The 24,955-nt window shown below is 62.5% G+C and carries 29 protein-coding genes; 15 read left to right on the plus strand and 14 right to left on the minus strand.

The window, feature by feature from the left end; translation table 11 throughout:
- Positions 1-306 precede the first annotated feature (306 nt).
- Both copM and AUL31_RS20080 read left to right on the plus strand, forming a co-directional pair.
- Positions 307-1,665 carry a CopM family metallochaperone gene (gene copM / locus AUL31_RS16630; protein WP_231771507.1) on the plus strand — a complete coding sequence of 453 codons (1,359 nt, stop codon included), beginning with the start codon at positions 307-309 and terminating at the stop codon, positions 1,663-1,665.
- 83 nt (positions 1,666-1,748) lie between these two features.
- The gene (locus AUL31_RS20080) at positions 1,749-2,237 is read left to right on the plus strand and encodes a YqaA family protein (RefSeq protein WP_231771508.1); all 489 of its coding nucleotides are present in this window, start codon (positions 1,749-1,751) and stop codon (positions 2,235-2,237) included.
- An 81-nt stretch (positions 2,238-2,318) separates the two neighbouring features.
- On the opposite strand, the gene AUL31_RS16635 is transcribed toward AUL31_RS20080, so the two are convergent.
- Positions 2,319-2,534: a heavy-metal-associated domain-containing protein gene (locus AUL31_RS16635; protein ID WP_012092671.1), complete on the minus strand. Its 216-nt coding sequence runs from the start codon at positions 2,532-2,534 to the stop codon at positions 2,319-2,321.
- A 469-nt stretch (positions 2,535-3,003) separates the two neighbouring features.
- On the opposite strand from AUL31_RS16635, the gene AUL31_RS16640 reads away from it, so the two are divergent.
- The 5 genes from AUL31_RS16640 to AUL31_RS20085 all read left to right on the plus strand — a co-directional run bounded on the left by AUL31_RS16640 (position 3,004) and on the right by AUL31_RS20085 (position 7,360).
- Positions 3,004-4,509 (plus strand): MFS transporter, encoded by a 1,506-nt coding sequence (locus AUL31_RS16640; protein WP_012092670.1) that lies wholly within the window; start codon positions 3,004-3,006, stop codon positions 4,507-4,509.
- Positions 4,510-4,665: 156 nt separating this feature from the next.
- Positions 4,666-5,712, plus strand: a complete 1,047-nt coding sequence (locus AUL31_RS16645; protein WP_034658511.1) for a cation diffusion facilitator family transporter — start codon at positions 4,666-4,668, stop codon at positions 5,710-5,712.
- On the plus strand, positions 5,709-6,023 hold the full coding sequence (locus AUL31_RS16650) for an ArsR/SmtB family transcription factor (RefSeq protein ID WP_012092668.1): 315 nt from the start codon (positions 5,709-5,711) through the stop codon (positions 6,021-6,023). The genes AUL31_RS16645 and AUL31_RS16650 overlap by 4 nt, the downstream gene beginning before the upstream one ends.
- A gap of 213 nt (positions 6,024-6,236) precedes the next feature.
- Positions 6,237-6,413: a hypothetical protein gene (locus AUL31_RS20400; protein WP_012092667.1), complete on the plus strand. Its 177-nt coding sequence runs from the start codon at positions 6,237-6,239 to the stop codon at positions 6,411-6,413.
- Positions 6,413-7,360 (plus strand): LysR family transcriptional regulator, encoded by a 948-nt coding sequence (locus AUL31_RS20085; RefSeq protein ID WP_012092666.1) that lies wholly within the window; start codon positions 6,413-6,415, stop codon positions 7,358-7,360. Before AUL31_RS20400 ends, AUL31_RS20085 begins: the two co-directional genes overlap by 1 nt.
- Here AUL31_RS20085 and AUL31_RS16660 read toward each other — a convergent pair.
- From AUL31_RS16660 to trbB, 11 genes are read right to left on the minus strand one after another with little or no spacing between them, the layout of a single operon-like run.
- On the minus strand, positions 7,314-7,553 hold the full coding sequence (locus tag AUL31_RS16660) for a DUF2274 domain-containing protein (RefSeq protein WP_012092665.1): 240 nt from the start codon (positions 7,551-7,553) through the stop codon (positions 7,314-7,316). The genes AUL31_RS20085 and AUL31_RS16660 overlap by 47 nt on opposite strands.
- Before the next feature lie 2 nt (positions 7,554-7,555).
- The gene (locus AUL31_RS16665) at positions 7,556-8,683 is read right to left on the minus strand and encodes a TraB/TrbI/VirB10 family type IV secretion system protein (protein ID WP_012092664.1); all 1,128 of its coding nucleotides are present in this window, start codon (positions 8,681-8,683) and stop codon (positions 7,556-7,558) included.
- Positions 8,680-9,708, minus strand: a complete 1,029-nt coding sequence (gene trbG / locus AUL31_RS16670; protein ID WP_039194776.1) for a P-type conjugative transfer protein TrbG — start codon at positions 9,706-9,708, stop codon at positions 8,680-8,682. Before trbG ends, AUL31_RS16665 begins: the two co-directional genes overlap by 4 nt.
- A complete protein-coding gene (gene trbF / locus AUL31_RS16675) occupies positions 9,705-10,394 on the minus strand; it encodes a conjugal transfer protein TrbF (RefSeq protein WP_012092662.1) in 690 nt (229 codons plus the stop codon). Before trbF ends, trbG begins: the two co-directional genes overlap by 4 nt.
- The gene (gene trbL / locus AUL31_RS16680; RefSeq protein ID WP_012092661.1) at positions 10,391-11,749 is read right to left on the minus strand and encodes a P-type conjugative transfer protein TrbL; all 1,359 of its coding nucleotides are present in this window, start codon (positions 11,747-11,749) and stop codon (positions 10,391-10,393) included. Before trbL ends, trbF begins: the two co-directional genes overlap by 4 nt.
- A gap of 3 nt (positions 11,750-11,752) precedes the next feature.
- Complete coding sequence (trbK-alt, locus tag AUL31_RS16685) at positions 11,753-12,040, minus strand: putative entry exclusion protein TrbK-alt (protein WP_012092660.1); 288 nt, start codon at positions 12,038-12,040, stop codon at positions 11,753-11,755.
- Between the two features lie 16 nt (positions 12,041-12,056).
- Complete coding sequence (gene trbJ, locus AUL31_RS16690; protein ID WP_012092659.1) at positions 12,057-12,839, minus strand: P-type conjugative transfer protein TrbJ; 783 nt, start codon at positions 12,837-12,839, stop codon at positions 12,057-12,059.
- Positions 12,836-15,346 (minus strand): conjugal transfer protein TrbE, encoded by a 2,511-nt coding sequence (gene trbE / locus AUL31_RS16695; protein WP_012092658.1) that lies wholly within the window; start codon positions 15,344-15,346, stop codon positions 12,836-12,838. The genes trbJ and trbE overlap by 4 nt, the downstream gene beginning before the upstream one ends.
- Before the next feature lie 8 nt (positions 15,347-15,354).
- Positions 15,355-15,636 (minus strand): VirB3 family type IV secretion system protein, encoded by a 282-nt coding sequence (locus AUL31_RS16700; RefSeq protein ID WP_012092657.1) that lies wholly within the window; start codon positions 15,634-15,636, stop codon positions 15,355-15,357.
- Positions 15,636-15,965 carry a TrbC/VirB2 family type IV secretion system protein gene (locus tag AUL31_RS16705; RefSeq protein WP_012092656.1) on the minus strand — a complete coding sequence of 110 codons (330 nt, stop codon included), beginning with the start codon at positions 15,963-15,965 and terminating at the stop codon, positions 15,636-15,638. The genes AUL31_RS16700 and AUL31_RS16705 overlap by 1 nt, the downstream gene beginning before the upstream one ends.
- Positions 15,962-16,960 carry a P-type conjugative transfer ATPase TrbB gene (gene trbB / locus AUL31_RS16710; protein WP_012092655.1) on the minus strand — a complete coding sequence of 333 codons (999 nt, stop codon included), beginning with the start codon at positions 16,958-16,960 and terminating at the stop codon, positions 15,962-15,964. Before trbB ends, AUL31_RS16705 begins: the two co-directional genes overlap by 4 nt.
- Before the next feature lie 428 nt (positions 16,961-17,388).
- Between trbB and AUL31_RS16715 the strand changes: the two genes are divergently transcribed.
- On the plus strand, positions 17,389-17,754 hold the full coding sequence (locus tag AUL31_RS16715) for an ArsR/SmtB family transcription factor (protein WP_012092654.1): 366 nt from the start codon (positions 17,389-17,391) through the stop codon (positions 17,752-17,754).
- An 8-nt stretch (positions 17,755-17,762) separates the two neighbouring features.
- Positions 17,763-18,698, plus strand: coding sequence for a bile acid:sodium symporter family protein (locus AUL31_RS16720; RefSeq protein WP_012092653.1), 936 nt, complete (start codon positions 17,763-17,765; stop codon positions 18,696-18,698).
- A gap of 7 nt (positions 18,699-18,705) precedes the next feature.
- On the opposite strand, the gene AUL31_RS16725 is transcribed toward AUL31_RS16720, so the two are convergent.
- Positions 18,706-19,122 carry a MerR family transcriptional regulator gene (locus tag AUL31_RS16725; protein WP_012092652.1) on the minus strand — a complete coding sequence of 139 codons (417 nt, stop codon included), beginning with the start codon at positions 19,120-19,122 and terminating at the stop codon, positions 18,706-18,708.
- A gap of 66 nt (positions 19,123-19,188) precedes the next feature.
- Here AUL31_RS16725 and AUL31_RS16730 point away from each other — a divergent pair, with 66 nt between their 5' ends.
- The 6 genes from AUL31_RS16730 (at position 19,189) to lspA (ending at position 24,351) form a co-directional block, all read left to right on the plus strand.
- Positions 19,189-21,321: a heavy metal translocating P-type ATPase gene (locus AUL31_RS16730; protein ID WP_028034401.1), complete on the plus strand. Its 2,133-nt coding sequence runs from the start codon at positions 19,189-19,191 to the stop codon at positions 21,319-21,321.
- A 66-nt stretch (positions 21,322-21,387) separates the two neighbouring features.
- Positions 21,388-22,005: a cation transporter gene (locus tag AUL31_RS16735; protein ID WP_012092650.1), complete on the plus strand. Its 618-nt coding sequence runs from the start codon at positions 21,388-21,390 to the stop codon at positions 22,003-22,005.
- Complete coding sequence (locus AUL31_RS16740) at positions 21,998-22,501, plus strand: copper chaperone PCu(A)C (RefSeq protein WP_028034400.1); 504 nt, start codon at positions 21,998-22,000, stop codon at positions 22,499-22,501. Before AUL31_RS16735 ends, AUL31_RS16740 begins: the two co-directional genes overlap by 8 nt.
- Positions 22,498-23,118: an SCO family protein gene (locus tag AUL31_RS16745; protein WP_012092648.1), complete on the plus strand. Its 621-nt coding sequence runs from the start codon at positions 22,498-22,500 to the stop codon at positions 23,116-23,118. The genes AUL31_RS16740 and AUL31_RS16745 overlap by 4 nt, the downstream gene beginning before the upstream one ends.
- On the plus strand, positions 23,118-23,861 hold the full coding sequence (locus AUL31_RS16750) for a cytochrome c biogenesis CcdA family protein (protein WP_012092647.1): 744 nt from the start codon (positions 23,118-23,120) through the stop codon (positions 23,859-23,861). The genes AUL31_RS16745 and AUL31_RS16750 overlap by 1 nt, the downstream gene beginning before the upstream one ends.
- Before the next feature lie 25 nt (positions 23,862-23,886).
- Positions 23,887-24,351: a signal peptidase II gene (gene lspA / locus AUL31_RS16755; protein ID WP_012092646.1), complete on the plus strand. Its 465-nt coding sequence runs from the start codon at positions 23,887-23,889 to the stop codon at positions 24,349-24,351.
- A 105-nt stretch (positions 24,352-24,456) separates the two neighbouring features.
- On the opposite strand, the gene AUL31_RS16760 is transcribed toward lspA, so the two are convergent.
- Positions 24,457-24,954: a DUF6428 family protein gene (locus AUL31_RS16760; protein ID WP_012092645.1), complete on the minus strand. Its 498-nt coding sequence runs from the start codon at positions 24,952-24,954 to the stop codon at positions 24,457-24,459.
- Position 24,955 lies beyond the last annotated feature (1 nt).

Consider the following 24,955-nt stretch of genomic DNA (forward strand, 5'->3'; position numbering starts at 1 on the left):
ATCGGCCGGGAGGTGTTCTTCTCGGCACTCAAGCAGCAAACAGTCAGACGAAGCCACGGTAGGCGCGCGTCCAGAAATTAGACGCGGCTCTCCGGTGCCAAAGGATGAACCATGACGTACCGAACAATAGTTGCCCTTTCTGCCAGTCTCTTGATGGGAGTCTCCGGCGCTGCTCTGGCGCAGCAGGCAGAGCATGACGCCCATCACCCTCAGACGCCGCAGGCCCAGGAGGAACGGGCCCCTGCCTCCATGTCCCCTTCAGGACAGATGCCTTCGATGCAGGACATGCCGAAGGAATGCCGGGCCATGATGGAGACCATGCCCCAAGCGTGCATGGACGCCATGCAGCAGATGATGCAGGGCGGCATGATGCACGGTGGGATGGCCGCTCCCCAAGGCGGAGAGTCGGCTCCAGCCGACGCCGATGTCGCCGACTTCACCAAGGCCTATGTCGATGCGATGGAGGAGATGCACGGTCCGATGATGGAGGGCGTCATGGCCGAGGACCCGGACGTCGCTTTCATCCGGGGCATGATCCCGCACCATCAGGGTGCGGTCGACATGGCGAAGATCGTGCAGCGATACGGAGATGACCCGCAGACAAGAGAGTGGGCGTCTCAGATCATTGAAGCACAGGAACGTGAGATCGCCGAAATGCAGGCGTGGCTGGACAGGAATGCCGGCCAGCAGCCTGCCGGCTTGGTCGAGACAGGCGGAACCGTGTACTCCGCCAACGAGGGCGACAATTCGATCAGCGCCATCGAACTCGGCACGGGTTCGGTCGAGACGGTGCAGATCGGAGTCTCACCGCACAATGTCGATCGGACACCGGACGGGAGGCTGTTGCTCGCCGTCGGGAGCGCTGCCTCCGATCACGCTCACGGATCGGATGACCAGGGACATGCCGATGCCGGCAACGGGCTTCTGGTGGTGCTCGATCCGCAGCAGCTGTCACAACCCGTCGGCACTGTAGAAGTCGGTGCGCATCCGGCGCATGTCGTCGCCGATCGTAGCGGCCGCGCCTATGTTTCGCTGTCCGGCGGGAACGAGATTGCGGTCGTTGATCTCGCAGCGGCTTCGGTGATCGAGCACATCACGACCGGAGCCTATCCGCACGGGCTGCGCCTCAACCCGGATGAGAGCGAGCTCTATGTGGCCAATGTCGAGGACGGCTCGGTCTCCGTCATCGACACGCAGGAGCTGACCGAGGTTGCGCGCATTCCGGTGGGCGCAGCGCCTGTTCAGGTCGGGTTCACGCCCTCGGGCGATCAGGTCTACGTCTCTCTTCGAGACGAGAACCGGGTGGCCGTCATCGACACCGCATCCCGCGAGGTGACGAACAGGATCGACGTCGGGCCGAACCCGATCCAGATGTTCGCCACCCCGGATGGAGCCTACGTCTATGTGGCCAATCAGGGCACCGAGGCGGAACCGAACGACACGGTCTCCGTGATCGAGATTGAGTCCGGAAACGTGATCGAGACGATCACCACCGGGAGCGGCGCCCACGGCGTCTCGGCATCGGCTGACGGGGCATTCGTGTTCGTAACGAACATTGCCGATGACAGCGTTTCGATCATCGACGTGGCGAGCCAGGAAGTGCTCAAGACCGTGCCGGTCGGCGATCGCCCGAACGGCATAGTCTACGCCGGATCGAACCAGTAAGCAGCGCGGCGCCGGAGCGAAACAGCTCTGGCGCCAGACTTGAGAATTGAGAATAGCTATTGGCGTCGATGAGCAGAGCCGGCGTGCATGACGAACTTCGAGGCAGCACGGCATTGGTTGCAGACATCGGAACTGATCTTGTCGCATATGCCGCCCTTTTCGTAAGCGCGTTCACGTCGGCGACCCTCCTACCAGGGTCGTCCGAGGCAGCGCTCCTGACTCTTCTAACAATGGGACAGGCCAACCTCGTCACCCTAGTGGGCGTCGCAACGGCAGGAAATGTGCTCGGCTCCTTGGTGAACTGGGCGCTGGGCAGGTTCCTCTCAGGGTTTCGAGACCATCGCTGGTTTCCGATTGACGACAGGTCATTTAGCCGTGCATCAGATTGGTACGGACGTTATGGCGTGTGGTCTCTACTCTTGTCCTGGCTGCCGATTATCGGCGATCCGCTGACAGTTGTGGCAGGAGCACTGCGAGTTGACCTTTCTCGTTTTCTCATATTCGTGTCGATCGGCAAAGCGGCACGCTATCTCTTTGTCGCCGGCGCATTTCTCTGGTGGAGCGGTTCTTGAGTGTACTTGCACGTCGAGTCGAGCTGTTGAGAATGGCGGAGACGAAGGGGCGCAGCCGAGCCGCCACCGCGCCCAGAAGCCTCACGCGGCCGCCGACTGGTCCTTGCGTTCGGCCGGATAGCCTGCCTCGGTTAAGGCGGCGGGGAGTACCTGCTCGTCCACCTTCGTGGTGACCGTCACTTCGCGGGTGGGTGGATTGGTGGTGACATCAGCCGCCGGATCGACGCTCAGAAGCGCGTTGTTGACCCGGCGCGCGCAGCCGCCGCAAGTCATGTCGGGAGCAGTGAATCGGAACATGCGAACTCTCCTCTGTTGGGCGTTCACGGACAAATCTGGTCCTTGCCACGTTGGCAAGGTCAAGGGTCAACGAGGAAAAATGATATCGCGGCCAAGGCGGCCTTGACCTTCCCATTGTTGGAAGCCCCATCTGGGGTGCAATGGATCAGGAAGGAAGCATGTCAAGACGAACCTTGTTCCGGCGAATTTGCTGCTAGGACCGTCTGACCGCCGCCCGTTCCTGCCGCGCCAGGCCGCTCGGCCCGTCCGTGAACGACGAATCTGGTCATGTCATGGCCAGCTAGACCACTGATCGCCATTGCCTGATCGGCGCTTCTCGCATGCAAAATGTGGGCGATGTGCAGCTCATCGGCTTATAGATCAAGTTTCAGCGGATTTGGGAAGCAATTTGTTCTTGACCTTCCAGCCGTTGGAAGGATTAGGGGTCTGCGACATCTGAACGCCCCATGAAAAATAACAGGAACTCCGGATGTCTACGCTCTCCCCCCAAACGCCGAAGCCTCCGGTGGCTTCGTCACCTGCAAGCACGACATTGCCGCTGGCCGTCATTGCGACGGCTCAGCTCATGGTGGTGCTTGACGATACCATCGCGAACATCGCCCTGCCGACACTCCAGAACGAACTCGGAATGTCGGCTGCGAGCCTGCCTTGGGTGATCAACGCCTACGTTCTCGCCTTTGGTGGACTGCTGCTGTTCGGCGGCAGGTTGGGCGATATCTATGGCCGGCGGCGCATGCTGCAGGCGGGCATGGCGATCTTCACCATTGCTTCCCTGTTCGTCGGGCTTGCCCAGGACAGCATGAGCATAATCGCGTCACGCGGTCTACAGGGCGTGGGTGCGGCGCTGACGGCCCCCAATGCTCTTGCCTTGATCGCGACGACCTTCCCCGAAGGCAAGGCGCGCAACGGAGCGATGGCCGTTTACGGAGCAATGTCCGGCCTTGGTATCATCGCCGGGCTGATCCTCGGCGGGCTGCTGACGGGGCTGCTGGGCTGGCGCTGGGCCTTCTTCATCAACATTCCCATCGGCCTGGCTGTGCTGGCGGGGTCAAGAACGCTTGTCGAGGCGGAACTGCACAAAGGCCGCCCGGACTTCACCGGCGCGCTCACCAGCATTGTGGGCATGGCCGCGCTCGTCTATGGGATCACCCGTGGCGGCGAACATGGCTGGACGGACAGCATCACGCTCGCCTCGTTCGCTACCGCCGCGATCCTGCTGCCGCTGTTCCTGATCTTGCAGTCGCGCAGCAAAGACCCGCTTCTGCCGCCACGTCTGTTCAAGGAGCGCAACCGGGCGGGTTCCTACCTCGCCATGCTGCTGCTGGGCTTCGGTCCGATGGGGATGATCTATCTGCTGACGCTCTATTTGCAGCACATCCTCGGCTACAGCCCGATCATGACCGCGCTGGCGTTCCTGCCATTCGGTGCGGGTATTATCGTTGGGGCCATTGTCAGTTCCAAGCTTGTCACGCGGTTTGCGCCGCGCGAGGTGGCAGCGCCCGCCGCACTAATAGGCGGCGCTGCCTTGTTCTGGCTCGCCAATATCGGACAGGAACTCAACTATATGTGGCACTTCATGCCCGCGGCCTTCCTCACCGCTTTCGGTTTCGTGGGGGCCGTGATTGCACTGGCGCTGACCGCCGTCAAAGGCGTGCAGACACAGGAGACGGGCATCGCATCGGCGCTCTTCAACGCCTCGCAACAGATCGGCGTCGCCTTGGGGCTGGCCGTCCTTTCGACCATCGCAGTCTCTGCCACGGCTGGCAGGTTGCCGGGTGCACTCGCCGCCCTCTATCGCGGGCGGGAGACGGGTGACGCCGGGCTAGTGAGATCGGCCAGCGATGCGCTGATCCACGGTTATGGTCTTGCGCTTGCGGGAGCTGGAGCTGCCCTCGTGATTGCCGCAGTCATTGCCGCGGTTCTGGTCAACGCTAAGAGGGGACAGGTTTCTACCGGCACGATCGCTGTCCATTGACAGGATAGTCATTAAGCCTACGGCGCGGTTCCGTGGCGCGCTACCCGCCGTAGGCCTTGCGCAGACGCCTGCTTGGACGAATTGCAAGCGGAGCGGTTGACATACAACATATGAACACATATTCATGTGTTGTATGTCAACCGCATGAGCCCTGAAATGTCCCATTCACACAGCCATGGTCATTCTCATGATGACCATTCCCATGATCACTCCCATGCGCCGACCGTCACGAGCGATAATGAGCGCAAGGTCCTTCTCTCGTTCTTCCTGATCCTCACGTTCATGATCGTGGAGGTGATCGGCGGTCTGATCTCAGGATCGCTGGCGCTGCTCGCCGACGCTGGACATATGCTGAGCGACGCGGCTGCGCTGGCGCTAGCTTATGCCGCCTTTCGGTTCGGACGGCGGGCGGCAGACTCCAAGCGGACCTTTGGCTATCTGCGTTTCGAGGTCCTTGCCGGTTTTATCAACGCAATCACGCTATTCGCGATCGTCGTCTGGATTGTCTATGAAGCCTGGCAGCGCTTTCAGGAACCGCATGTTATCCTCGCGGGTCCGATGCTTGGCGTCGCCATTGCGGGGCTCCTCATCAATATTCTCGTGTTCTGGATTCTGACGCGCGGAGATACCGAGCACGTGAACATCAAGGGTGCCATCCTTCATGTGTTGGGCGACCTCCTCGGCTCTGTGGCAGCGGTTTCAGCCGCCATCGTGATCATGTACACGGGTTGGACGCTGATCGATCCTATCCTCTCGGTGTTTGTCTCCCTGCTGATCCTGCGCGCCGCGTGGAATCTCCTCGGCAAGTCGATACATATCCTGCTTGAAGGTGCGCCAGATAACGCGACGCCCGAGAAGATCGAACGCCATCTTGTCGAGAACATCGCTGGCGTGGCGTCGGTGAGCCACATCCATGTCTGGTCGATCACGTCCGGGCGGACCTTGGCCACCCTACATGTGCGGCCGAAAGCCGATGTCGATGCTCGCTCGGTGATGCGCGCGGTCGAGCGTGAGTTGAAGTCACAGTTTAAGATCGAACATCCGACCATCGCCATCGACTGGAATGACGATGCGGACGCGTGCAGCCTGTCGCAAGCCTCTGCCTTGACGGGGCACGCGCATGGGGATCGACACGACCATGATGGGCATCACCACAACCATGGGCCTGAGCATGTCCACAGCAAGCAGGAGCATGAACGTTGAAGCAAGCCCCGTCCCTGTCGCAGAACGACGTAACCGTACTGGCAGAGACTTTTCGCCTGCTGGGCGATCCTACACGGCTGAGAATTCTGCTCTTTTGCCTGCCGGGTCCAAAGTCCGTCGGCGACATTGTTGAGAGCCTGGGACTGTCGCAGACACTGGTTAGCCACCATTTACGCCTGCTCAGAGGTGCACGGCTCGTCAGGGGGGAGCGTCGGTCAAAGCAGGTTTTCTACGAAGTGGCAGACAGTCACGTGAGCGACATGCTGATCGACATGGCAACCCACATCGACGAGGAGCACTTTGATGACTGACAAACAAGGCTTCTTGGCGATGTGATGCCTGTACCGCTGAAGAGCGGGCCGCTAATGCGTTCGTTGAAGCAGGCAGCAGCACTTATCGCCGACACGGCAATCTTCACGCTGCGGTTAAGACCGGGACTTAAGCAATTTCGGTCTTGACCTTCCAATGGTTGGAGGCTGCACGATCTTGCTTGATACCCGTTTCGTCAATGCAAGGCGGCAGAAATGAAGGACCAAGCGAAGAACCGTTCGTCCGTCGACAAATTATTCGGCTCGCTGATCGCGGAAGGGTACGTTTATGCAGATGATGCCGCGGACCTCGATGATGGTGCCGACATACGGATTCGTTTGGGCTTTCTCCAGACATTGATGTTGGCGACCAGAAGCAAGGTGGCCGCATAATGCGGAAAGGGGTCAAGTGTTCGGATAAAGTCGAGCTTCGCCATCTCCGCTATTTCGTGGCTGTGGTCGAGCATGGCAGCTTTCGCAAAGCAGGAGCTGCGGTTGGACGGTCGCAAGCTGCAATCAGTCGGTCCATTGCCAAGCTGGAAGACGAGATTGGCGCCTCCTTGTTTCACCGGCATACATGGGGCGTATCGCAAACCTATGCCGGCCAGCGATTCCTCGTACACGCCCGCAGGGTCATCAGGACTGTTGGAGAAGGCGCTCGAGAGGTTGCCTCCGCAGGTCGTTCTGAAAAGGGACGTGTCCGGATCGGTATTTATTCCTCGATCGCTTCCGGCTTTTTGGCGGAGTTGCTGGAAGTTTACGGCAGGCGACATAGCGCGGTGAGAATCGAAGTGGCTGACGGGAACCCCGCAGAGCATGTCGCAGCGATCCGGCAACTCAATCTCGACGTCGCCTTCATCACTGGAACACGAGACTGGCCGGATTGCGAACGCGTCCTCTTGTGGTCGGAGCGTGTGTTCGTGGTCTTGCCTGACCATCATGCCTTAGCCAACAGGGAGGAAGTCGTATGGCGCGATCTGGCCGACGAGTCCTTTATCGTCAGCGAGACTGCTCCGGGACAGGAAATTTACGATCATCTGGTGCGGCGGCTGGCGGATCTCGGCAGGCATCCCGAGATCCAGGTGCAATATGTCGGTCGGGATAATCTGGTGCCGCTTGTCGCCCTCGGCCGAGGGCTGACTTTGGTGAGCGAAGCCATCACCGTCGCACAATTTCCGGGTGTGGTTTACCGACCGATCCTCGGCGAGGTTCTGCCCTTTTCGGCCGTCTGGTCGGCGAGCAACGACAATCCCGCCTTCCGTCGCTTTCTCAGTCTGGCGAAAGCAATGGCCGTCAGACCTGCGACTTCGGAGACAGGACGGAGCGCCGTGCTTTCGTGAACCCCCTGTCAGTGGCGATAAAGCGCTCCAACATTGGCACGATCAGCCTGACAGGATCAGCGGCGGGTTGGCCGGTCTCGCGGGCCAGCACCTCGGCATAGGTCGCAAGATCGCGATGAAGCGGCCCCGGCAGCTCTACCGTAACCTTGACGGGCTTGTCCTCGACGATGGGACCGAGTTTCAGTTTTGTCATGCTCAACCTCCTGCGGGCTCGAATACCAGGTCGCGGGTCACAATAATCCTGACCGGAAAGCCGGGCCGGATGGTGAGCGTCGGCGCGACCTGCAATTGGCGCTGGACGATCTGCTGCCCGGCCTGATTGACGGTATCCTGTGCGCCGTCGCGAATGGCGCGGATCAACCGGTCCTCGTCGCTGGTCGCCAGCTCTGTACCGACCGCGAGCAGTGTGGAAAGCCCTGCCGCTTTCATCAGATCCCACCAGTGATAATCGACGCCATCCTCAAGCCCGGCGTAACCGGAAGCGTCCGCGCCCGGCAGGCGCTCCAGAACGATGGAGCGGCCGCCCGGCAGGATCAGGCGATTCCACACCAGCAGGACGCGGCGCTGGCCGAAGGTCACGCCGTCATCATATTGGCCGATGATGCGCGTTCCCTGCGGGATCAGAAGCAGCGAGCCGGTCGGGCTGTCATAGACGTTTTCGGTGACCTGCGCGGTGATCTGGCCCGGCAGATCGGAGCGGATTCCGGTGATGAGTGCGGCCGGAATGACGGCTCCAGCCTGAAGGATGTAGGGCGATGCCGGCGGCGTGACGCGATCTGGCGCAACCGTCTGTCGGTCGACCGGGCTATTGAGGAAAGCCGCGTGCCTGTTCTGCCCTGTGCCGTCCGGCTGCAAGCCTATCCCGGCTATTCCTGGCATGGCCGTTCCCGCTGTCCCGCCAGAACGCGACCCGGACTGGAAGAACACGTTGCTCAAGCGCGCGGCCTCTTCCTCGGCGCGGCGGCGCTCCTCTTCGGGATCGACGGCTGGTGTGGTGATTGCCGGAGGCGCGACTGGCTGCCCCCGGTTCTGCGCGTCGAGGATCGGACGGCCAAGGTCGCCCGGCAATGCCGGTCCCAGGACGGGGCCGGTATAGTCGCGCGGCAGACCGGCGAGGCCGTCAGCCGTGGGTCGGTTTTCGGTCGAATAGAGTTCGCCGCCACCCGGCCCCGCATCGCGGGTCTGGAGCGCATAGATCAAGGTTCCGGCGATGCCGAGAAGCGCGACCGCGCCAACGCTTGCCAGCAACTTTCGGGACAGGCGGGTGACACGAGGCGGCTCGGCGCGCAGGCGCATGGGGGCGGCGGTATCGGTATCGCTCATGACGACGATCCTCCCGTGGTCGTGCTGGCTGGTTCTGCTGCGGCCTGCGTCGGGTTGATGCGGACGATCCTGACCACTTGCTGCCGATCGCCGCTGCCAAGGCGCAGTTCGGCCGCACCGAACAGGCGGTCCACGATCAGGACATTCTGGTGGACACGGCTGTTGACGATCTGCGTTTCTCCGTCCGACCCGATGACGAACAAAGGCGGCATTTCGCCCTGCACGATGCCGCGCGAGAAAATGACATAGACGCGGCGGCCATCGTCGAAGACGGAGAGCGGCCGCCATGGCGGGCTGTCGCCCCGCACCTGCAATCCGTAGCGATAGTTCCGCGCCGCCTCGGCGGGGATGATGGGCGCGGCGGGCGTGGTGGCACGGCTTCCCGCCGGCGCCGCGGGATAGGCCCATGCGACGGAAGGCATGTAGAGCGATTCCCGCGCGCGCAGCTCGATCATGTAGGTGCGCCGGTCGGTGGTCACGACAAGGTTGGTGGAAATGTCCGGGCGTGTCGGCTTCACGAGGATGTGGACGCGGCGGTTCGCGCCCGAACCGGATTCGGTGTCGCCAATGATCCATCGTGTCGTATCCCCGGCCGCAATAGGTCCCGCGCCGGTCAGGCTTTCGCCCGGCGCCAGCGCGATATTTGTGATCTGGCCGGGGGCCGCATAGACCTGATAGAGCGCGCCTTCGCTCCACGGATAAATCTGGATGGCGTTGTAATAGCCCTCACGGCGAGGTTCGACACGGGCGGCGGCATTGGCGTTTTCGACACGGCCGTCCGGAGTGCTGGCAGCAGGTCCGCCCCGCGCGACCGTCCAGGCCGGCGGCGTGTGAAGCGGCCGGGGCCGGTCGTCGGTGGCGACCGTCTGCACGGTGGGCAGCGGCGGCACGTCGGCGTCATAGTTGAATTGCGGCGTCCGGTTGGTCGCGCAGCCGGCCAACATGGTCGCGGAAAGCAGCAAAGCCGCGAAAGCGGGTTTACGGAAAACCGGAAAACCGGCTCTACGGAAAGTCGTGCGGGTCATTGGCTCATCTCCCGCGACCATGAAATTGCGTTGATGTAGATTCCCAGCGGATTGGCGCGTAATCGTTCGGCATCGCGCGGGGGCTGGATCACGACAGTCAGGATCGCGGTCCATCGCTCGGTCGTGGAAAGCTGGCCGTTCTCGAAATGGCGTTCGGTCCAGGCGACGCGGAAACTGTCCGGCGAAGCCCGGATGACGCTCGACACCTCGACGGCGATCTGCTGGCGGCCGACCTTGGTGAAGGGATCGTTGGCCCGCGCATAATCGTTCAAGGCCGCCGCGCCCCGGTCGGTGGTGAACTCGTAAGCCCGAAGCCAGTTCTGCCGGACGATGATCGCGTCCGCCGGGATCGCGCGGACCTGCTCGATGAAGCGGCCGAGATGGAAGGCGATCTGCGGATCGGTCGGGCGATAATCGGCGTTCGCGGGCGCGACAGCCTGCGCCTGACCGAGATTGTCCACCTGCACCACCCAGGGCACGACGGTTCCACGCGCCGATTGCCAGACGAGCGCGGCGGCAAAGCCGGCCGAGAGGATCAGACAGCCGAACGCCATATAGCGCCAGTTCTTCGCCTGCACGCGGGCCGAGCCGATGCGTTCGTCCCAGACCTGTGCGGCTTTTTGATAGGGAGTCTCGGGTTCCGGCACCTTGCCGTAATGGGTCGTCGGTCGTTTGAAGATGTTCATGTGCGGTCACTTTCGGAAAGGCTGACGGAGGAGCCGCCGCCGTGGCTGTCGCCGGATCGGACAGCATGAGCAGCAGCCGTGACGCCGTGGCTCATGGCCCGGCCACGCCGCATCTGCTGCGCCCAGGCCGGCGGCCCATCAGGGGTTGAGGGGGTTGACGGCGCAGGCGACGAATCTCTGCCGACGGTGCCCATGGTCGACGTGCCGCCGGATGCCGCGAATCCGGCTTTCGCACCATCGGAATAGCTGGATTTCAGGCTGTCGCTGGCGCGGGAGGCGGCGCGCTTGAGTGGTGAAACGGCGGCGGAGGCTCCGGCGCGCGCCACACCGCCAAGGCCGGAGGCGACCCCGGCCGTGCCGGACCCGCCCAAGGAGCCGAGGGTATAGGCGGACGAAGCCGCACCGGCGGCCGAGGCACCGCCGCGGGCAAGTGCTGCCCCGCCCGAGAGTGCGGCTGCGCCACCCCGCGCCGCGAGCATGGTCGCGCCACCGGCTGCGATCGCAGCGCCGCCAACCGCAAGGCCAGTCCCGACGGCGGCGCCGGCACTGAGTTGCGGGCCTCCGGAGACGAGGCCGGTGGCGATGCCGGGGCCGAAGATGCCGAGGCCGAGAAGGGAAAGGGCTGCCAGCACGATCGCCATGGCGTCGTCGATTGTCGGGGTCGCACCGCCGAAGCCTGCGGTAAACTGGCCGAAGAGCGTGGAGCCGATGCCGATGATGACGGCGAGGACCAGCACCTTGATACCGCTGGAGATCACATTGCCCAGCACCCGCTCGGCCATGAAGGCGGTCTTGCCGAACAGGCCGAATGGAATCAGCACGAAGCCGGCCAGCGTGGTCAGCTTGAACTCGATCAGCGTGACGAAAAGCTGGATTGCCAGGATGAAAAAGGCCAGCACCACCAGCGCCCAGGCGAACAACAGGCACGCGATCTGGATGAAGTTCTCGAAGAAGGCGATCCAGCCCATCAGGTCCGAAATAGATTCCAGCAGCGGGCGACCGGCGTCCAGCCCGGTTTGGGCAACGCGGCCGGGGCGCAGCAGATCGGCAACCGAGAAGCCAGTGCCGGACGCCATGAGCCCGAGCCCGGCGAAGCTCTCGAAGACGATCCGTGCGAGATTGTTCCAGTTGCTGATGAGATAGGCGAAGACGCCGACGAACAGCGTCTTTTTCACCAACCGCGCAATGATGTCGCCGTCGGCGCCCCAGGCCCAGAACAGTGCGGCGAGCGTCACGTCGATGACGATCAGCGTCGTGGCGATAAACGCCACCTCGCCGCCGAGCAGGCCGAAGCCGGAGTCGATATAGCTGGTGAAGATGCCGAGAAAATTATCGATGACCCCCGTTCCGCCCATGGCTCACGGTCTCCCGTTCTGTGCGGGGGTCGCTGGCGCGGGTGTCTTGCCGAGGAAGCGATCGCGGGTCTCGGCCCAGGTTCGGAGGCAGTCGGCATCATTGGCCGCCGCCTCGCCCAATGCCTGGCAACGCCGCTGTTCCAGACGCAGCGGATCGGTGGCGGGCTGAAGCGCTGGGACGGAAGGTGCTGGCGCGGGGCCTTCCTCACGCGACATCTCGATGATCGCCGCCGTGATGGCCACGGCCACGAACACAATGGCCGCGATCCGGGCCAGCACCTTCCCCTCCATACTCCGCCTCCTTTCCTCAGTTGAACATTCGCGCGTTGCCGGGCTGATAGCCTGACCCCGGCGTCAGGAAACGCTCGCGCTGAATGCGTCCCTGTTCGGCTGCCGTGGCGCGTTCGGCCTCGGTCAAGGCATTCGCCCGGCCATTGGCCGAGATGACAGCGATCAGGTCCGAAAGCTGCTGCGACTGGAGGGCGAGAAGCTGGTTGCCAGCCTGGGTCGCCTGAAGCGCGCCGGTCGCCCCCTGGCTTTGGCCGACAAGCTCCGACATTTGCGTGCGATTGCTGTCGATATTGCCGACGACGCCGGCCTGGACGCGCATGGCGTCCTGCAGGCCGCCGACGGTGTTTTCCCAGCGCGAGCGCGCATCGGCGATCATCTGGGTGTCGGTCGCGGTCAAAGACAGCTTGCCGTAGTCCTGCTGGAACATCTGATCGATGTTCTGAACGTCGAACGCAATGTTCTGGGCCTGCCCGAGAAGCTGCTGGGTCCGCTGGACGTTCTGCTGAAGCGCCTGAAGCGAGCTGTGAGGCAGGCTCGCGAGATTGCGGGCCTGGTTGATCAGCATCTGCGCCTCGTTCTGAAGCGAGGTGATCTGGTTGTTGATCTGCTCCAGCGTACGGGCGGCGGTCAGCAGATTCTCCGCGTGGTTGGTCGGATCATAGACGATCCGGCCGAACCCGCCGAAGAAGGCATGGGCCGGGGTGATGAAGTCCGGCGCGAGCGCCAGCGGCGCGGCAAGCGAAAGGGCGAGCGCCGAAGCGCTGGCCATGCGGGAAATCCGGGTCTTTGTGCGCGTCATGGGGTACTTTCCTCTTCTTCCAGGGTGAGCTCGAACGCGTCCTCATCGAAAATGACGGACGGCAGATCCTCGCTTTCGGTCGCGAGATTGCTGAGGTCCGGGATCAGTTCTGCGGCCCATTCGACGCCACGCGCCTTGAGCCAGGCGGCGAGGAACCCGTCGCGGCCATGCTCGGTGAGGATTTCGCTGATCAGGGCCTGATCGGATTTGGCCGATGCGGCGCAAAGCGCCAGCCCGACTTCCGACAATCCGAGGTCAAACAGGCGGTTGCCGCGCCGCGACTGGCAGTAGTAGTCCCGCTTGGGCGTGGCCCGTGCGAGGATCTCGATCTGCCTGTCATTGAGGCCGAAACGGCGATAGATCGCGGTGATCTGGGGTTCGATGGCGCGCTCGTTGGGCAGCAACAGCCGCGTTGGGCAGCTTTCGATGATCGCCGGCGCGATGGCTGAATTGTCGATGTCGGACAGTGACTGCGTGGCGAAGATGACGCTGGCGTTCTTCTTTCGCAGGGTTTTGAGCCATTCCCTGAGTTGGTCCGCGAAGCCTTCGTCGTCGAGCGCCAGCCAGCCCTCGTCGATGATCAGCAGCGTGGGCCACCCGTCTAGCCGGTCGCCGATGCGGTGGAAGAGATAAGAGAGGACCGCGGGCGCCGCGCCGGTCCCGACAAGGCCCTCGATTTCGAATGCCTGCACGTCTGCTGAACCAAGATGTTCGGTCTCCGCATCGAGCAGCCGGCCATAGGGACCACCGACGCAATAGGCGCGGAGCGCCTGTTTCAGATCATTCGACTGGAGCAGCACGGCGAGGCCGGTGATGGTGCGTTCCCCGACCGGGGCGGAGGCGAGCGAGGTCAGGGCCGTCCAGATGTGCTCCTTCACCTCCGGGGTGATCTGGATGTTCTCGCGCGTCAGGATCGCCACGATCCAGTCGGCGGCCCAGGCGCGTTCGGCCGTCTCGTGAATGCGCGCCAGAGGTTGCAGCGAGACGGATGTTTCGGAAGCGTCGGTCAGCTCGCCACCAAGATCGTGCCAGTCACCTTGCATCGCGAGGGCGCAGGCCCGGATCGAGCCGCCGAAATCGAAGGCAAAGACCTGTGAGCGCGCGTAGCGCCGGAACTGCAAGGCCATTAGCGCCAGCAGCACCGATTTGCCGGCACCCGTCGGCCCGACGACAAGCGTATGGCCGACATCGCCGACATGGAGGGAAAACCGGAACGGGGTCGATCCTTCGGTCCTGCCATACAGCAGCGGGGGCGCGCCGAAGTGATCGTCCCGTTCCGGTCCCGCCCACACGGCGGACGAAGGGACCATGTGGGCAAGGTTGAGCGTCGAGACCGGCGGTTGCCGGACATTCGCATAGGCATGTCCGGGCAAGCTGCCGAGCCAGGCGTCGACGGCGTTGACCGTTTCGACCATGACGCTGAAATCGCGGGACTGGATGATCTTCTCGACCAGCCGCAGCTTTTCGTCGGCGCGGCGGGCGTCCTCGTCCCAAACGGTGACGGTCGCCGTGACATAGGCCATGCCCGCCATGTCGGCGCCAAGTTCCTGCAGGGCCATGTCGGCATCGGCCGCCTTGTTGGCGGCGTCGGTGTCGACGAGCGCGGATTGCTCGTTGGTCATCACCTCTTTCAGGATGGCGGCAATCGACTTGCGCTTGGCGAACCACTGGCGCCTGATCTTCGTCAGCAGCCGGGTCGCATCGGTCTTGTCCATGAGGATGGCGCGGGTCGACCAGCGATAGGGAAAGGCCAACCGGTTCATTTCGTCGAGCAGGCCGGGGGTGGTGGTTGCCGGAAAGCCGGTGATCGTCAGCACCCGGAGATGCTGATTGCCCAGGCGCGGCTCCAGCCCGCCGGTCAGCGGCTGATCGGCCAGCAGCGCATCGAGATAGGTCGGGGTTTCGGGCACGCGGACGCGATGCCGGTTGATCGAAATCGTCGAATGCAGGTAAGTCAGCGTCCCGGCGTCATCGAGCCAGCGGCATTCCGGCATAAAACCGTCGAGCAGCGCCAGCACGCGGTCGGTGCGGTCGGCAAAGCCGCGCACCAGTTCCCAAGGGTTCACGCTCGACGTTTCGCGGCCCTCGTAAAGCCAGGACTCGGAGCGGGCGGCATCCTCGGCGGGCGGAAGCCAGAGGAAGGTCAGGAAATAGCCAGAGACGAAATGGCTGCCTTTCTCCTCGAAATCGGCCTTGCGCTCGGCATCGACCAGCGCCGATGCGGGATCGGGGAAGCGGCTCGCCGGATAGGTGGCGGCTTCCGACCGCTGTGCTTCGACGAAGATCGCCCAGCCGGAGCCGAGGCGACGGAAGGCATTGTTAAGGCGGCCAGCGACCGCGACCAGCTCGGCCGCGACGGCGGAATCCAGATCGGGACCGCGAAACTTCGCGGTGCGCTGGAACGAGCCGTCCTTGTTGAGGACAACGCCGAAGCCGACCAGCGCTACCCAGGGAAGGTAATCGGCGAGGCGGGATGCGGTACGGCGGTATTCGGCGAGATTCATCATGGGCTTCCTCACACCGAAAGATGACCGGGGATGCGGAGGTGGCGGCGCGCGACCTCGACGAAGAGCGGATCGCGCTTGGCGGCCCAGACGGCGGCGATGTGACCGACGGCCCAGATCAGGATGCCGGCCAGCCAGAGCTGGAGGCCGAGGCCCACGGCTCCGGCCAGCGTGCCATTGAGGATCGCGACGGAGCGTGGCGCTCCGCCAAGCAGGATCGGTTCGGTCAGGGCGCGGTGAACCGGCACACTGAATCCCGGAACCGCGTCGAGCGCCTCGAAACTCACCGCCATCAGACCAGCGCTCCGCCGCCGAAGCTGAAGAACGAGAGGAAGAAGCTGGACGCCGCGAAGGCGATGGAGATACCGAAGACGATCTGGATGAGGCGACGGAAGCCGCCGCCGGTATCGCCGAATGCGAGCGTCAGGCCGGTGACGATGATGATGATCACTGCCACGATCTTGGCCACCGGGCCTTCGACGGATTCAAGGATGGATTGCAGCGGCGCTTCCCAGGGCATGGAGGAGCCAGACGCTTGGGCGGGGGCAGTCATCAGGCTCGCCCAGGTGAAGGCGGCGGCGGTCGCCAGATGATGACGGATACGAACGGCGCAACGGATCATGCAGGTTCTCCTGGAACGTGAGGGATTGAGGTGTCGGGAAAAGCGAGGGAAATCCGGTAATCGCCGTCGGGGCCGAGCCCTTCGACGCAGGCAAGTTCGGCCAGCCGGCGCGCGGAGCCGCGGCCAGCGAGGACGGCCACGAGGTCGATGGTCTCCGCGATCATCGCGCGCGGCACAGTGACGACGGCTTCCTGGATGAGTTGTTCGAGGCGGCGCAGGGCGCCGATGCCGGAACCAGCATGGATGGTGCCGATGCCGCCCGGATGGCCGGTGCCCCAGGCTTTGAGGAGATCGAGCGCCTCGGCGCCGCGCACCTCACCGATCGGAATGCGGTCCGGACGCAGGCGCAGCGAAGACCGCACCAGTTCCGACAAGGTGGCGACACCATCCTTGGTGCGCATCGCCACGAGATTCGACGCTGCGCATTGCAGTTCGCGGGTGTCCTCGATGATGACGACCCGATCCTGCGTCTTCGCCACCTCGGCGAGCAGCGCATTGGTCAGCGTCGTTTTACCGGTGGACGTGCCGCCTGCGACAAGGATGTTGGCGCGGGACGCGACGGCCGCGCGGAGCGTTTCCGCCTGATCGGCGGACATGATGCCGGCGGCCACATAGTCGTCTAGCGTGAATACTGCGACCGCGGGCTTGCGGATGGCGAAGGCGGGTGCGGACACGACCGGCGGCAGCAACCCCTCGAAGCGCTCGCCGGTTTCGGGCAGTTCGGCCGAGACGCGCGGGCTGCGCGCATGGACTTCGACGCCGACATGGTGGGCGACCAGCCGCACGATGCGCTCACCGTCAGCGGCGGACAGTATTTCGCCCGTATCGGCCAACCCTTCGGACAGCCGGTCCACCCAGATGCGTCCGTCCGGGTTCAGCATGACCTCGACGACAGACGGGTCTTGCAGCAGGGTTGAGATGGCAGGCCCGAGCGCTGTCCGGAGCATGCGCGCGCCGCGGTCCACATTTGCCTGTTTGTGGTTGATGCCTGGCATCTCGTCCCCGTTCCACCGGGGAGGCGAGAGACGATCCCCGGATGGGGATCACTAAAAGAGACACAAAACAGGTCGTTTCAACAAGTTTCGGTCGTCGTAGTAGTGTGGGATAAAATTACAGGAGAACGGCGGTGTGCCTGACCAGTCGGATGATCTGCAGGCACACCGGCATGCTCTCGACTGATTCGACCGGCCCGTGGCGTCAGGCCGCCTCGCCGGGACCGAGCCGACGTTCGCCCCAGGTGGTCCGCTCTCGGAAATCATGTCGCAAGTGGCTTAGCACTTGCGATAAAGTCTTGTGAAACGAATAGCCGCGACTTTCCGGGTGCAGCCGATCTATTGCGGGTTTCAGGAATTGCGCGAGATTGAGGCGCGCGCGCTCCATCTATAAGCAATAATTTCAACAAAACATGAAACGTTGAAATGATATGGACGAAAACGACGCGCTCGCGGGCTTCGCCGCGCTCTCTCACAAGGACCGCTTGCGGATAATCCGCATGTTGGTCGTCGCGGGGGCTGACGGCATGGCCGCTGGTGCCATCGCCGGCGCGCTCGATGATGCGCCGCCGTCGCGCGTCTCCTTCCATCTCAAGGAACTGGAGCGTGCCGGACTCGTGCAGGGGCGGCGAGATGGCAAGTCGATCATCTACAGCGCCAACTGGCCGGCGCTCTCCGATCTCGTCGCCTTCCTCATGCACGACTGCTGCCAAGGTCACTGCAAATATTGCGATCAAGCGATTGCCCTGTTCGCGAAATGCGAGGGCCGCCCAACCGGTACGATCCGCTGCGAATAGGACTGCCGATGCAGAAAGCCCTCGCCTTTGTTGAAAACAATCTCCTGCTGCTGGCCGTTGTAACGGCCGCGCTTGGCCTGCTCGTCCCTTCGCTCGGCATGGTCCTTGAAAGCGGCATAAGCCCGCTTCTGGCATTGCTGATGCTGGTCATCAGCCTGACATTCGACGCTCACGCCGTGAAGCTGGTTTTCCGGAAGCCGAGCCGGCAGCTTTGGGCGCTTGGCCTCGTCTATGGTCCCATGTCGCTCGCCGGATGGCTCACCGGGCGGCTGTTCTTCGGCTCTGGGCCGCTGGCCGCCGGTCAAACCCTTGTCGGCACTCTGCCGACTGACGTTTCCGCTCCGTTGCTGGTCCTGCTCGCACGCGGCAATGTCGCCCTCGCGGCGGTCCTCAATGCGGTCAACACAGTGCTTTCGCCCTTCATCGTGCCGATCCTGTTCCTGCTTCTCACCGGAATCGAGCTGCAAGTTCCCATCGGGGCGATCATCATGGAATTAGTGCTGATCGTGGTGCTGCCGACCGTGATCGGGGTCTACCTACGCACGCGATACCCGGAAGCGGTCGGCCGACACGATGGCCTCTATCCCTCTCTTGGTTCGGTGCTCTACCTGCTCCTGCTTCTGGCGGTCGTGGGTCCAAACGCCGAAACAATCCTCGGCTATGGCTGGTTCGCCCTCCTAATCGCGCTGGCCGCGCTCACGCTGAACCTGATCGGCTATGCGGTCGGGTCCATCGCAAAAGTCTTTGTGGCCGACCGGCAAGAGCTGATCGCCTACCTGTTCACGGTGAGCAAAAAGGAGTTCTCCATTGCGGCGGCGTTCGTAGCGGCGTCCGGGTTGCCCTCGGAAATCGCCGTGCCTGCCGCCTTCTTCGCTGTGATCCAGATGATTACGTCACCGATCGCCGCAAAGATTTTGGCATCGAGAGGCCCGGCGCTGCGGTGAGCAGTCATTAGGTTCTGGCTGGCAGCGGAGACAGGCTCTCTATTATCCTACAATCTGCGACCAGCCCGCATCCACACTGGTCTATCATCCTGTCCAGTTCCGACTTGAGCGCAGTTAGGTCTTCGATTTTTCGCTCGACTTCCTTCCGGTGCTCCTTTGCAATCGCATCAATCGCCGCGCAGGACTGCGAACGATCGTCGGCCAGCTTGAGAAACTCCCTGATCTGATCGAGCGAGAAACCAAGCTCGCGCGCACGCCTGATGAAGCTGAGGCGGTTGAGGTGGCCCGGCTCATATGCACGGTAGTTGCCATCGGTACGCGAGGGTGCGGGCAGGAGACCGTTCTTCTCGTAGAACCGGATCGTCTCGACCTTGGTCCCCGTTCGTCTAGCCAATTGGCCGATCATCAGAATTCTGTCGTTCATCTCTTGACCCTATAGTTACTACAGGGTCTATCTACAATGTCACATCGGGAAAGTCGAGGTGACATCATGGCGGCAGCGAGCCCTTACAGACTGCGTGTAGAAGGCATGGACTGCGCCTCCTGCGCGTTGAAAATTGAAACGGTGATGCAACGCCTGCCGGGCGTTAGCGACATTCATGTCAGCTACGCCAACGAGACGCTCGCATTGCAACTGGATGAGGACCGTACGGCTCTCGGCACCATTGAGCAAAAGATCCGAGCGCTCGGCTACACACCAGTGATCGAGCAGACCGAGGCAAAGGCGAGCCCACCTCGGAAACGCAGCACGGAGGCGTGGTGGAAAGGCAGCAAGGGTCGGCTTGTGCTCCTTACCGGCGCGTTGTTCATCCTTGCCTTCGCCCTCGCGCGTGTCCTGCCCGAATCGGAGCAATGGCTATACTCGGGCGCTGCATTGATCAGCATCATCCCGTTCGCGAGGCGGGCGGTCGCCGGCGCGATGTCCGGCTCCCCCTTCACCATCGAGACGCTGATGACGGTCGCGGCACTCGGCGCGGTCGCCATCGGCGAGGCCGAAGAAGCTGCTGTCGTGATCTTTCTGTTCGCAGTGGGCGAATTGCTTGAAACCGTGGCGGCCGGCCGTGCGCGCGCTGGCATTGAAGCACTGATCGATCTCGTGCCTCGGGCCGCGTTCCGCGAGCGTGATGGTGTTGTTGAGAAGGTCGCCGCAGAAGATCTGGCCGTCGGTGATGTTGTCGTTGTTCGGCCTGGTGACCGTGTGCCGTCTGACGGCACGGTGATTGACGGCGTTTCTGAGGTCGATGAGGCCCCGGTGACAGGCGAATCCGTGCCCGTGCTGAAAGAAGCCGGCGCAAACGTCTATGCCGGCAGCATCAATGCAAATGGCGAGTTGCGGGTGTCGATTAGCCATGTCGCGGCCGACAACACCATCGCCCGTATCATCCACATGGTCGAGGAAGCCCAGGAATCAAAGGCCCCGACGGCGCGTATGATCGACCGTTTCAGCCGCTGGTACACGCCGGGCGCGATGGTCGTCGCGGCTCTGATCGTTGTCGTGCCGCCGCTCGCCTTCGGCGGTGACTGGATGACATGGGTGTATCGGGGTCTCGCGACGTTGCTGATTGCTTGTCCCTGCGCGCTCGTGATTTCCACACCGGCGGCTATTGCTTCGGGTCTTGCCGCCGGTGCGCGTCAGGGACTGTTGATCAAGGGCGGCGCGACGCTGGAAACACTTGGCAAGGTCGTAACCGTTGCCTTCGACAAGACGGGAACGCTGACGCGTGGCCACCCCCAGGTGACGGACATTGTGCCGATCAATGGTGATGAGAACTCCGTCCTTGCCATCGCGGCGGCCGTCGAGCGCAGCACCAGCCATCCTCTCGGGATTGCAATCGTGGAGGCGGCAAAGGTGCGGGGGCTCGAACTGCCCGCCACCTTCGGGGGCGGCGTTGCCACACCCGGCAAAGCGGTCACAGCGCGGTTGAAGGACGGCTTCGCTTCGGTCGGGTCTCCCCGTCACGCCGCCGAACAAACGGGCCTCGAAGAGAGCATCGTTGACACGATCACCGGGCTGGAGAGCCAGGGCAAGACGGTCGTCGTGCTCATCAAGGGCAAGACCATCGAGGGATTGATCGCCTTGCGCGACGAGCCGCGCGACGACGCTATCGAAGGTGTGAAGCGGCTGACAGATCGCGGCGTGCGCCCTCTGATGCTGACCGGCGACAACAAGCGCACGGCCGACGCCATTGCGGCTCATCTCGGCCTTGAGGCGAGCGCCGAACTTCTGCCCGACGCCAAGCTCGCCGAGATCGGCCGCCTCAGGGCTGATGGACCGATTGCCATGGTGGGAGACGGTATCAACGACGCTCCGGCGCTCGCTGCTGCCTCCGTTGGCGTTGCCATGGGTGCGGGCACCGACGTCGCGCTGGAAACCGCTGATGCCGCGCTGCTCAGAAACCGGGTGACGGGTATCGCTGATCTCATCGGATTGTCGCAGGCGACGCTCGGCAATATCTGGCAGAACATCGCAATAGCGCTTGGTCTGAAGGCTGTCTTCCTCGTGACGACTCTATTCGGCATTACCACGCTCTGGATGGCCATCCTCGCCGATACGGGCGCTACTGTCCTCGTTACGGCCAATGCGCTGCGCCTGCTGACCTGGCGCGGCACCCGCGACAAATGAGCTTGAACAGTGCGCACATGCAGGTCGCGGCTTCCACTTCTCGCCAAGAAAGCCGAGGTATAATTTATGAGTAATCAGTCCCAGGGCAGTGCCAATTCATCCGAGAAGAGCGAACAATGGGCGCTCGCATGGGTACTTGCGATTAATACTGCCCAGGCAGCCATTGTGGGAGGATTAGGTTGGTGGGCTCAGTCAACAGGATTGATGGGCTCTGCACTCGATAATCTTGGCGATGCCGGTGTCTACGCCATCAGCCTTTTCGTCGTAGGTCGCGGTTTGGCGGCGAAGGTTCGCGTTGCGCGGCTGTCGGGTATGCTCCTGATAGTATTCGCCGGTTTGCTTCTGTTTGAGGTTGGCCGACGCTTCTTCACTGGCTCCGATCCGATCGGGCCGGTCATGATCGCCGTGGCAATCGCGAGCGCGCTTACGAATATGATCTGCATGTGGTTCCTGAAATCACATCGGGAAAGTGGCGTGCATCTGCAAGCCTCATGGATATTCACGACAAACGATATGCTCGTGAACTCGGCGATCGCTGTTTCTGGTCTTGCAGTAATTCTTTTCAATTCGCCTTATCCGGATCTGATCATTGGCTTGGGTGTGGTTGTAGTCGTTGTCAGAAGCGGCTTCGAAATCCTTGAGAAGGCCGGCGAAGCTGGAAAAGGAGAAAAGGAACATGACTAGTTTGCGAGCCCTATCCGCCGCCTTCCTTGCCCTTGCAGTGTCGATCTCTCCTGCTGTGGGTCACGACTTCCAAGCTGGTTCGATCACCATCAATCACCCGTGGTCACGCGCGACTCCGCCGGTCACGCCGGTAGCCGGCGGCTATCTGACGCTGACAAACGATGGCGATATGGCCGATCGCCTGGTTTCAATCTCATCACCTCTGTCAGACCGGGTGGAAATCCATGAGTCGACCGTGAGCGATGGGGTTGCCAGCATGAGGCCTGTGCAAAATGGCATCGAAATTGGAGCTGGCGAGACCGTCGAGCTTCAACCTGGCGGTATGCACATCATGTTCTTGAAGCCATCGCGCCCTTTGAAGGATGGGGAGCGGTTTGCCGCGACTCTTGTGTTCGAGCAGGCCGGTGCGATCGACGTTGAGTTCGTTGTGCAGAACATGGGCGCTCGTCCGGAATCTGCGAACGAACATGACGGACACGGAGAGGCTGTCCAATGAGCGGCGTCAAACTTTTCCGCCTTGTTGCATGGGTTGCCGTCGCCGCTGTCGGCGGGCTTTTCATCGGCCTGTCCGTATCCAAGCCTTGGCAACAGCAAACCGTGGCGGTCGCGTCCTCGACAGGCACGGCAGCCATCGGCGGCCCGTTCCAGCTCACATCCCATCGAGGCGAAACGATCGACAATGCTGCGCTGGCCGGAAAGCCTTATCTCGCCTTCTTCGGCTTCACCCATTGTCCCGATGTGTGCCCGACGACGCTCTATGAACTGAGCGATCTCATGAACGAGCTCGGGCCGGTGGCCGACCAGTTCAACGTCCTGTTCTTCACCGTCGATCCCGAACGGGACACACAAGAATTGCTGGCTCAGTACATGACAGCCTTTGATAACCGCATCCTCGCACTGCGGGGAAATCGACAGGAAACGGACGCTGTGGTGAAGGCCTTTGCGGCCTATGCGCGAAAAGTGCCTCTGGAAGGGGGCGAATACACAATGGATCATACCGCCGGCGTTTACCTGATGGATGCCGAGAGCCAATTCGTCGGCACGCTCGACATGCACGAGCCGCGTGAGATTCGATTGCAGAAGCTCCGCCGCCTGGCGGGCGAGATTGGCTGATGGAGTTCTCCAGTATCGGAATAGCGACGGCTTTCGCCGCAGGTGTCGTATCCTTCCTGTCGCCCTGCGTCCTTCCGCTGGTGCCGGGCTATATCTCCTACGTCGCAGGCCGCACGATTAGCCCGGATGGCACTGCGGCCGATGCCGAATTCAAGGCGGCAAGCCGAACTCTCGGCCTCAGCCTCTGCTTCGTGCTCGGCTTTACGACCGTGTTCGTCCTCCTTGGGGCCAGCGCAACCGTGTTGAGCCGGCTCCTGCGCATGTATCTTTTCGAAGCGAACCTGATCGGAGGCGTAATCGTCGTCCTCTTCGGTCTGTTCACGACAGGCCTCGTACCAATGCCCTGGCTCAATCGTGAAGCGCGGTTCCATGCCAATCCGGGCAGCGGAAGCGCCGGCGCGGCTTATCTCCTCGGTCTCGCTTTCGCGTTCGGCTGGACTCCCTGCATCGGACCAGTGCTGGGCGCGATTCTGACCCTGTCCGCCGCCAACGCCACGGTCGCAAGCGGAACGACGCTGCTCGCCGTCTACTCGCTCGGCCTTGGCCTCCCTTTCATCTTGGCCGCTTTGTTCATGCGCGGGTTCATGGCGCGGATGATGTCGATGCGCCGTACTGGCCGGGTGCTCAAAATCGTCGCTGGTGGGGTGATGGTGGTGATGGGCATCGCCATGATCACCGGCCATCTAACCAGCTTTGCGATATGGCTGCTCCAGACTTTCCCGGCCCTCGGCCGGATCGGCTAAGCCGGAGTTTAAAGGACATTTGGACATGCTCAGGCTCGGCCTTCCCATCGCCCTTGGCGGATTTTTCCTTGATCAGGCGACGAAGTGGTGGGTCCTGAACCATGTTATGAACCCGCCTCAGGTCATCCCCGTCACCGGCTTCTTTAATCTCGTGCTCGGCTTCAATACCGGCGTGAGCTTCGGATTGTTCGGCCAGGCGCCGGCTTGGCTCCTGATGGCGTTCACGCTCGCTATAGTCGCTGGCCTCCTTGTCTGGATCCATCGAAGCGACAGCCGCCTGACGGCATCCGCCCTCGGGCTCGTGGTTGGGGGGGCGCTCGGCAATCTGCTCGACCGGCTGCGGCAGGGTGCGGTGGCGGATTTCCTGGATTTTTACATTGGCAGCTATCATTGGCCCGCCTTCAACCTTGCCGACGTGGCGATTGTCTGTGGGGTCGGGCTTTTGCTGGTGGAGAGCGTTCTGGCACGAGGCAAAACAAAGGCTGCATGAACAGAAGTCCTCGCCAGCTATCCGAAACTATCGCCGCAAAATTCCCGGAACCTGCAACGTAGCGGGCTTTAGAAGTAGTGCGACATGGCAATGGCTCGGGCGGGCTTAGCCGCAGCAGGCAGACGCTCTCGTCTGCTGCGCGCGATGCCTCGGCTTGCAGATTGCGGGGCGCGGGCTGAGACGCACAATCGTCCGGTCTTTCTCGATCTCGATTCCGGCCCCGTCATAGACCTGCATCGGCTCACCGGGCCGGCTCACCTCCCATGTCAACCGCGCGTCCGTGTCAAGCTGGACCCTGCTGCCGACCTTTCCCAAGATTGACCGGAACTTGGCGACGGTCATCGGCATGCTGCCTTCGGTCGGGGGAATATCCTCGACCTGCAAGACCGTCTCCCGCCACGCATCGGGATTGCCGCCGCAATCGAGCGTGACGAAGGAACCGGCCTTGACCTCCGTGATGTGATAGCCGGCCTGCACCTGCTGCCCGTCGCCATAGGCGAGCACAAGAACCTTGTCGGCATGGCCCTCCAAAATATCGAGGATCGCCCCGAGCGAGGCAACATCAGGAAATTCTGTGATTAAGGGGCTGGCGTAAGCGTTCATG

Origin of the sequence: Aureimonas altamirensis, from assembly GCF_001463885.1 — a bacterium.
Classification (GTDB): Bacteria; Pseudomonadota; Alphaproteobacteria; order Rhizobiales; family Rhizobiaceae; genus Aureimonas; species Aureimonas altamirensis.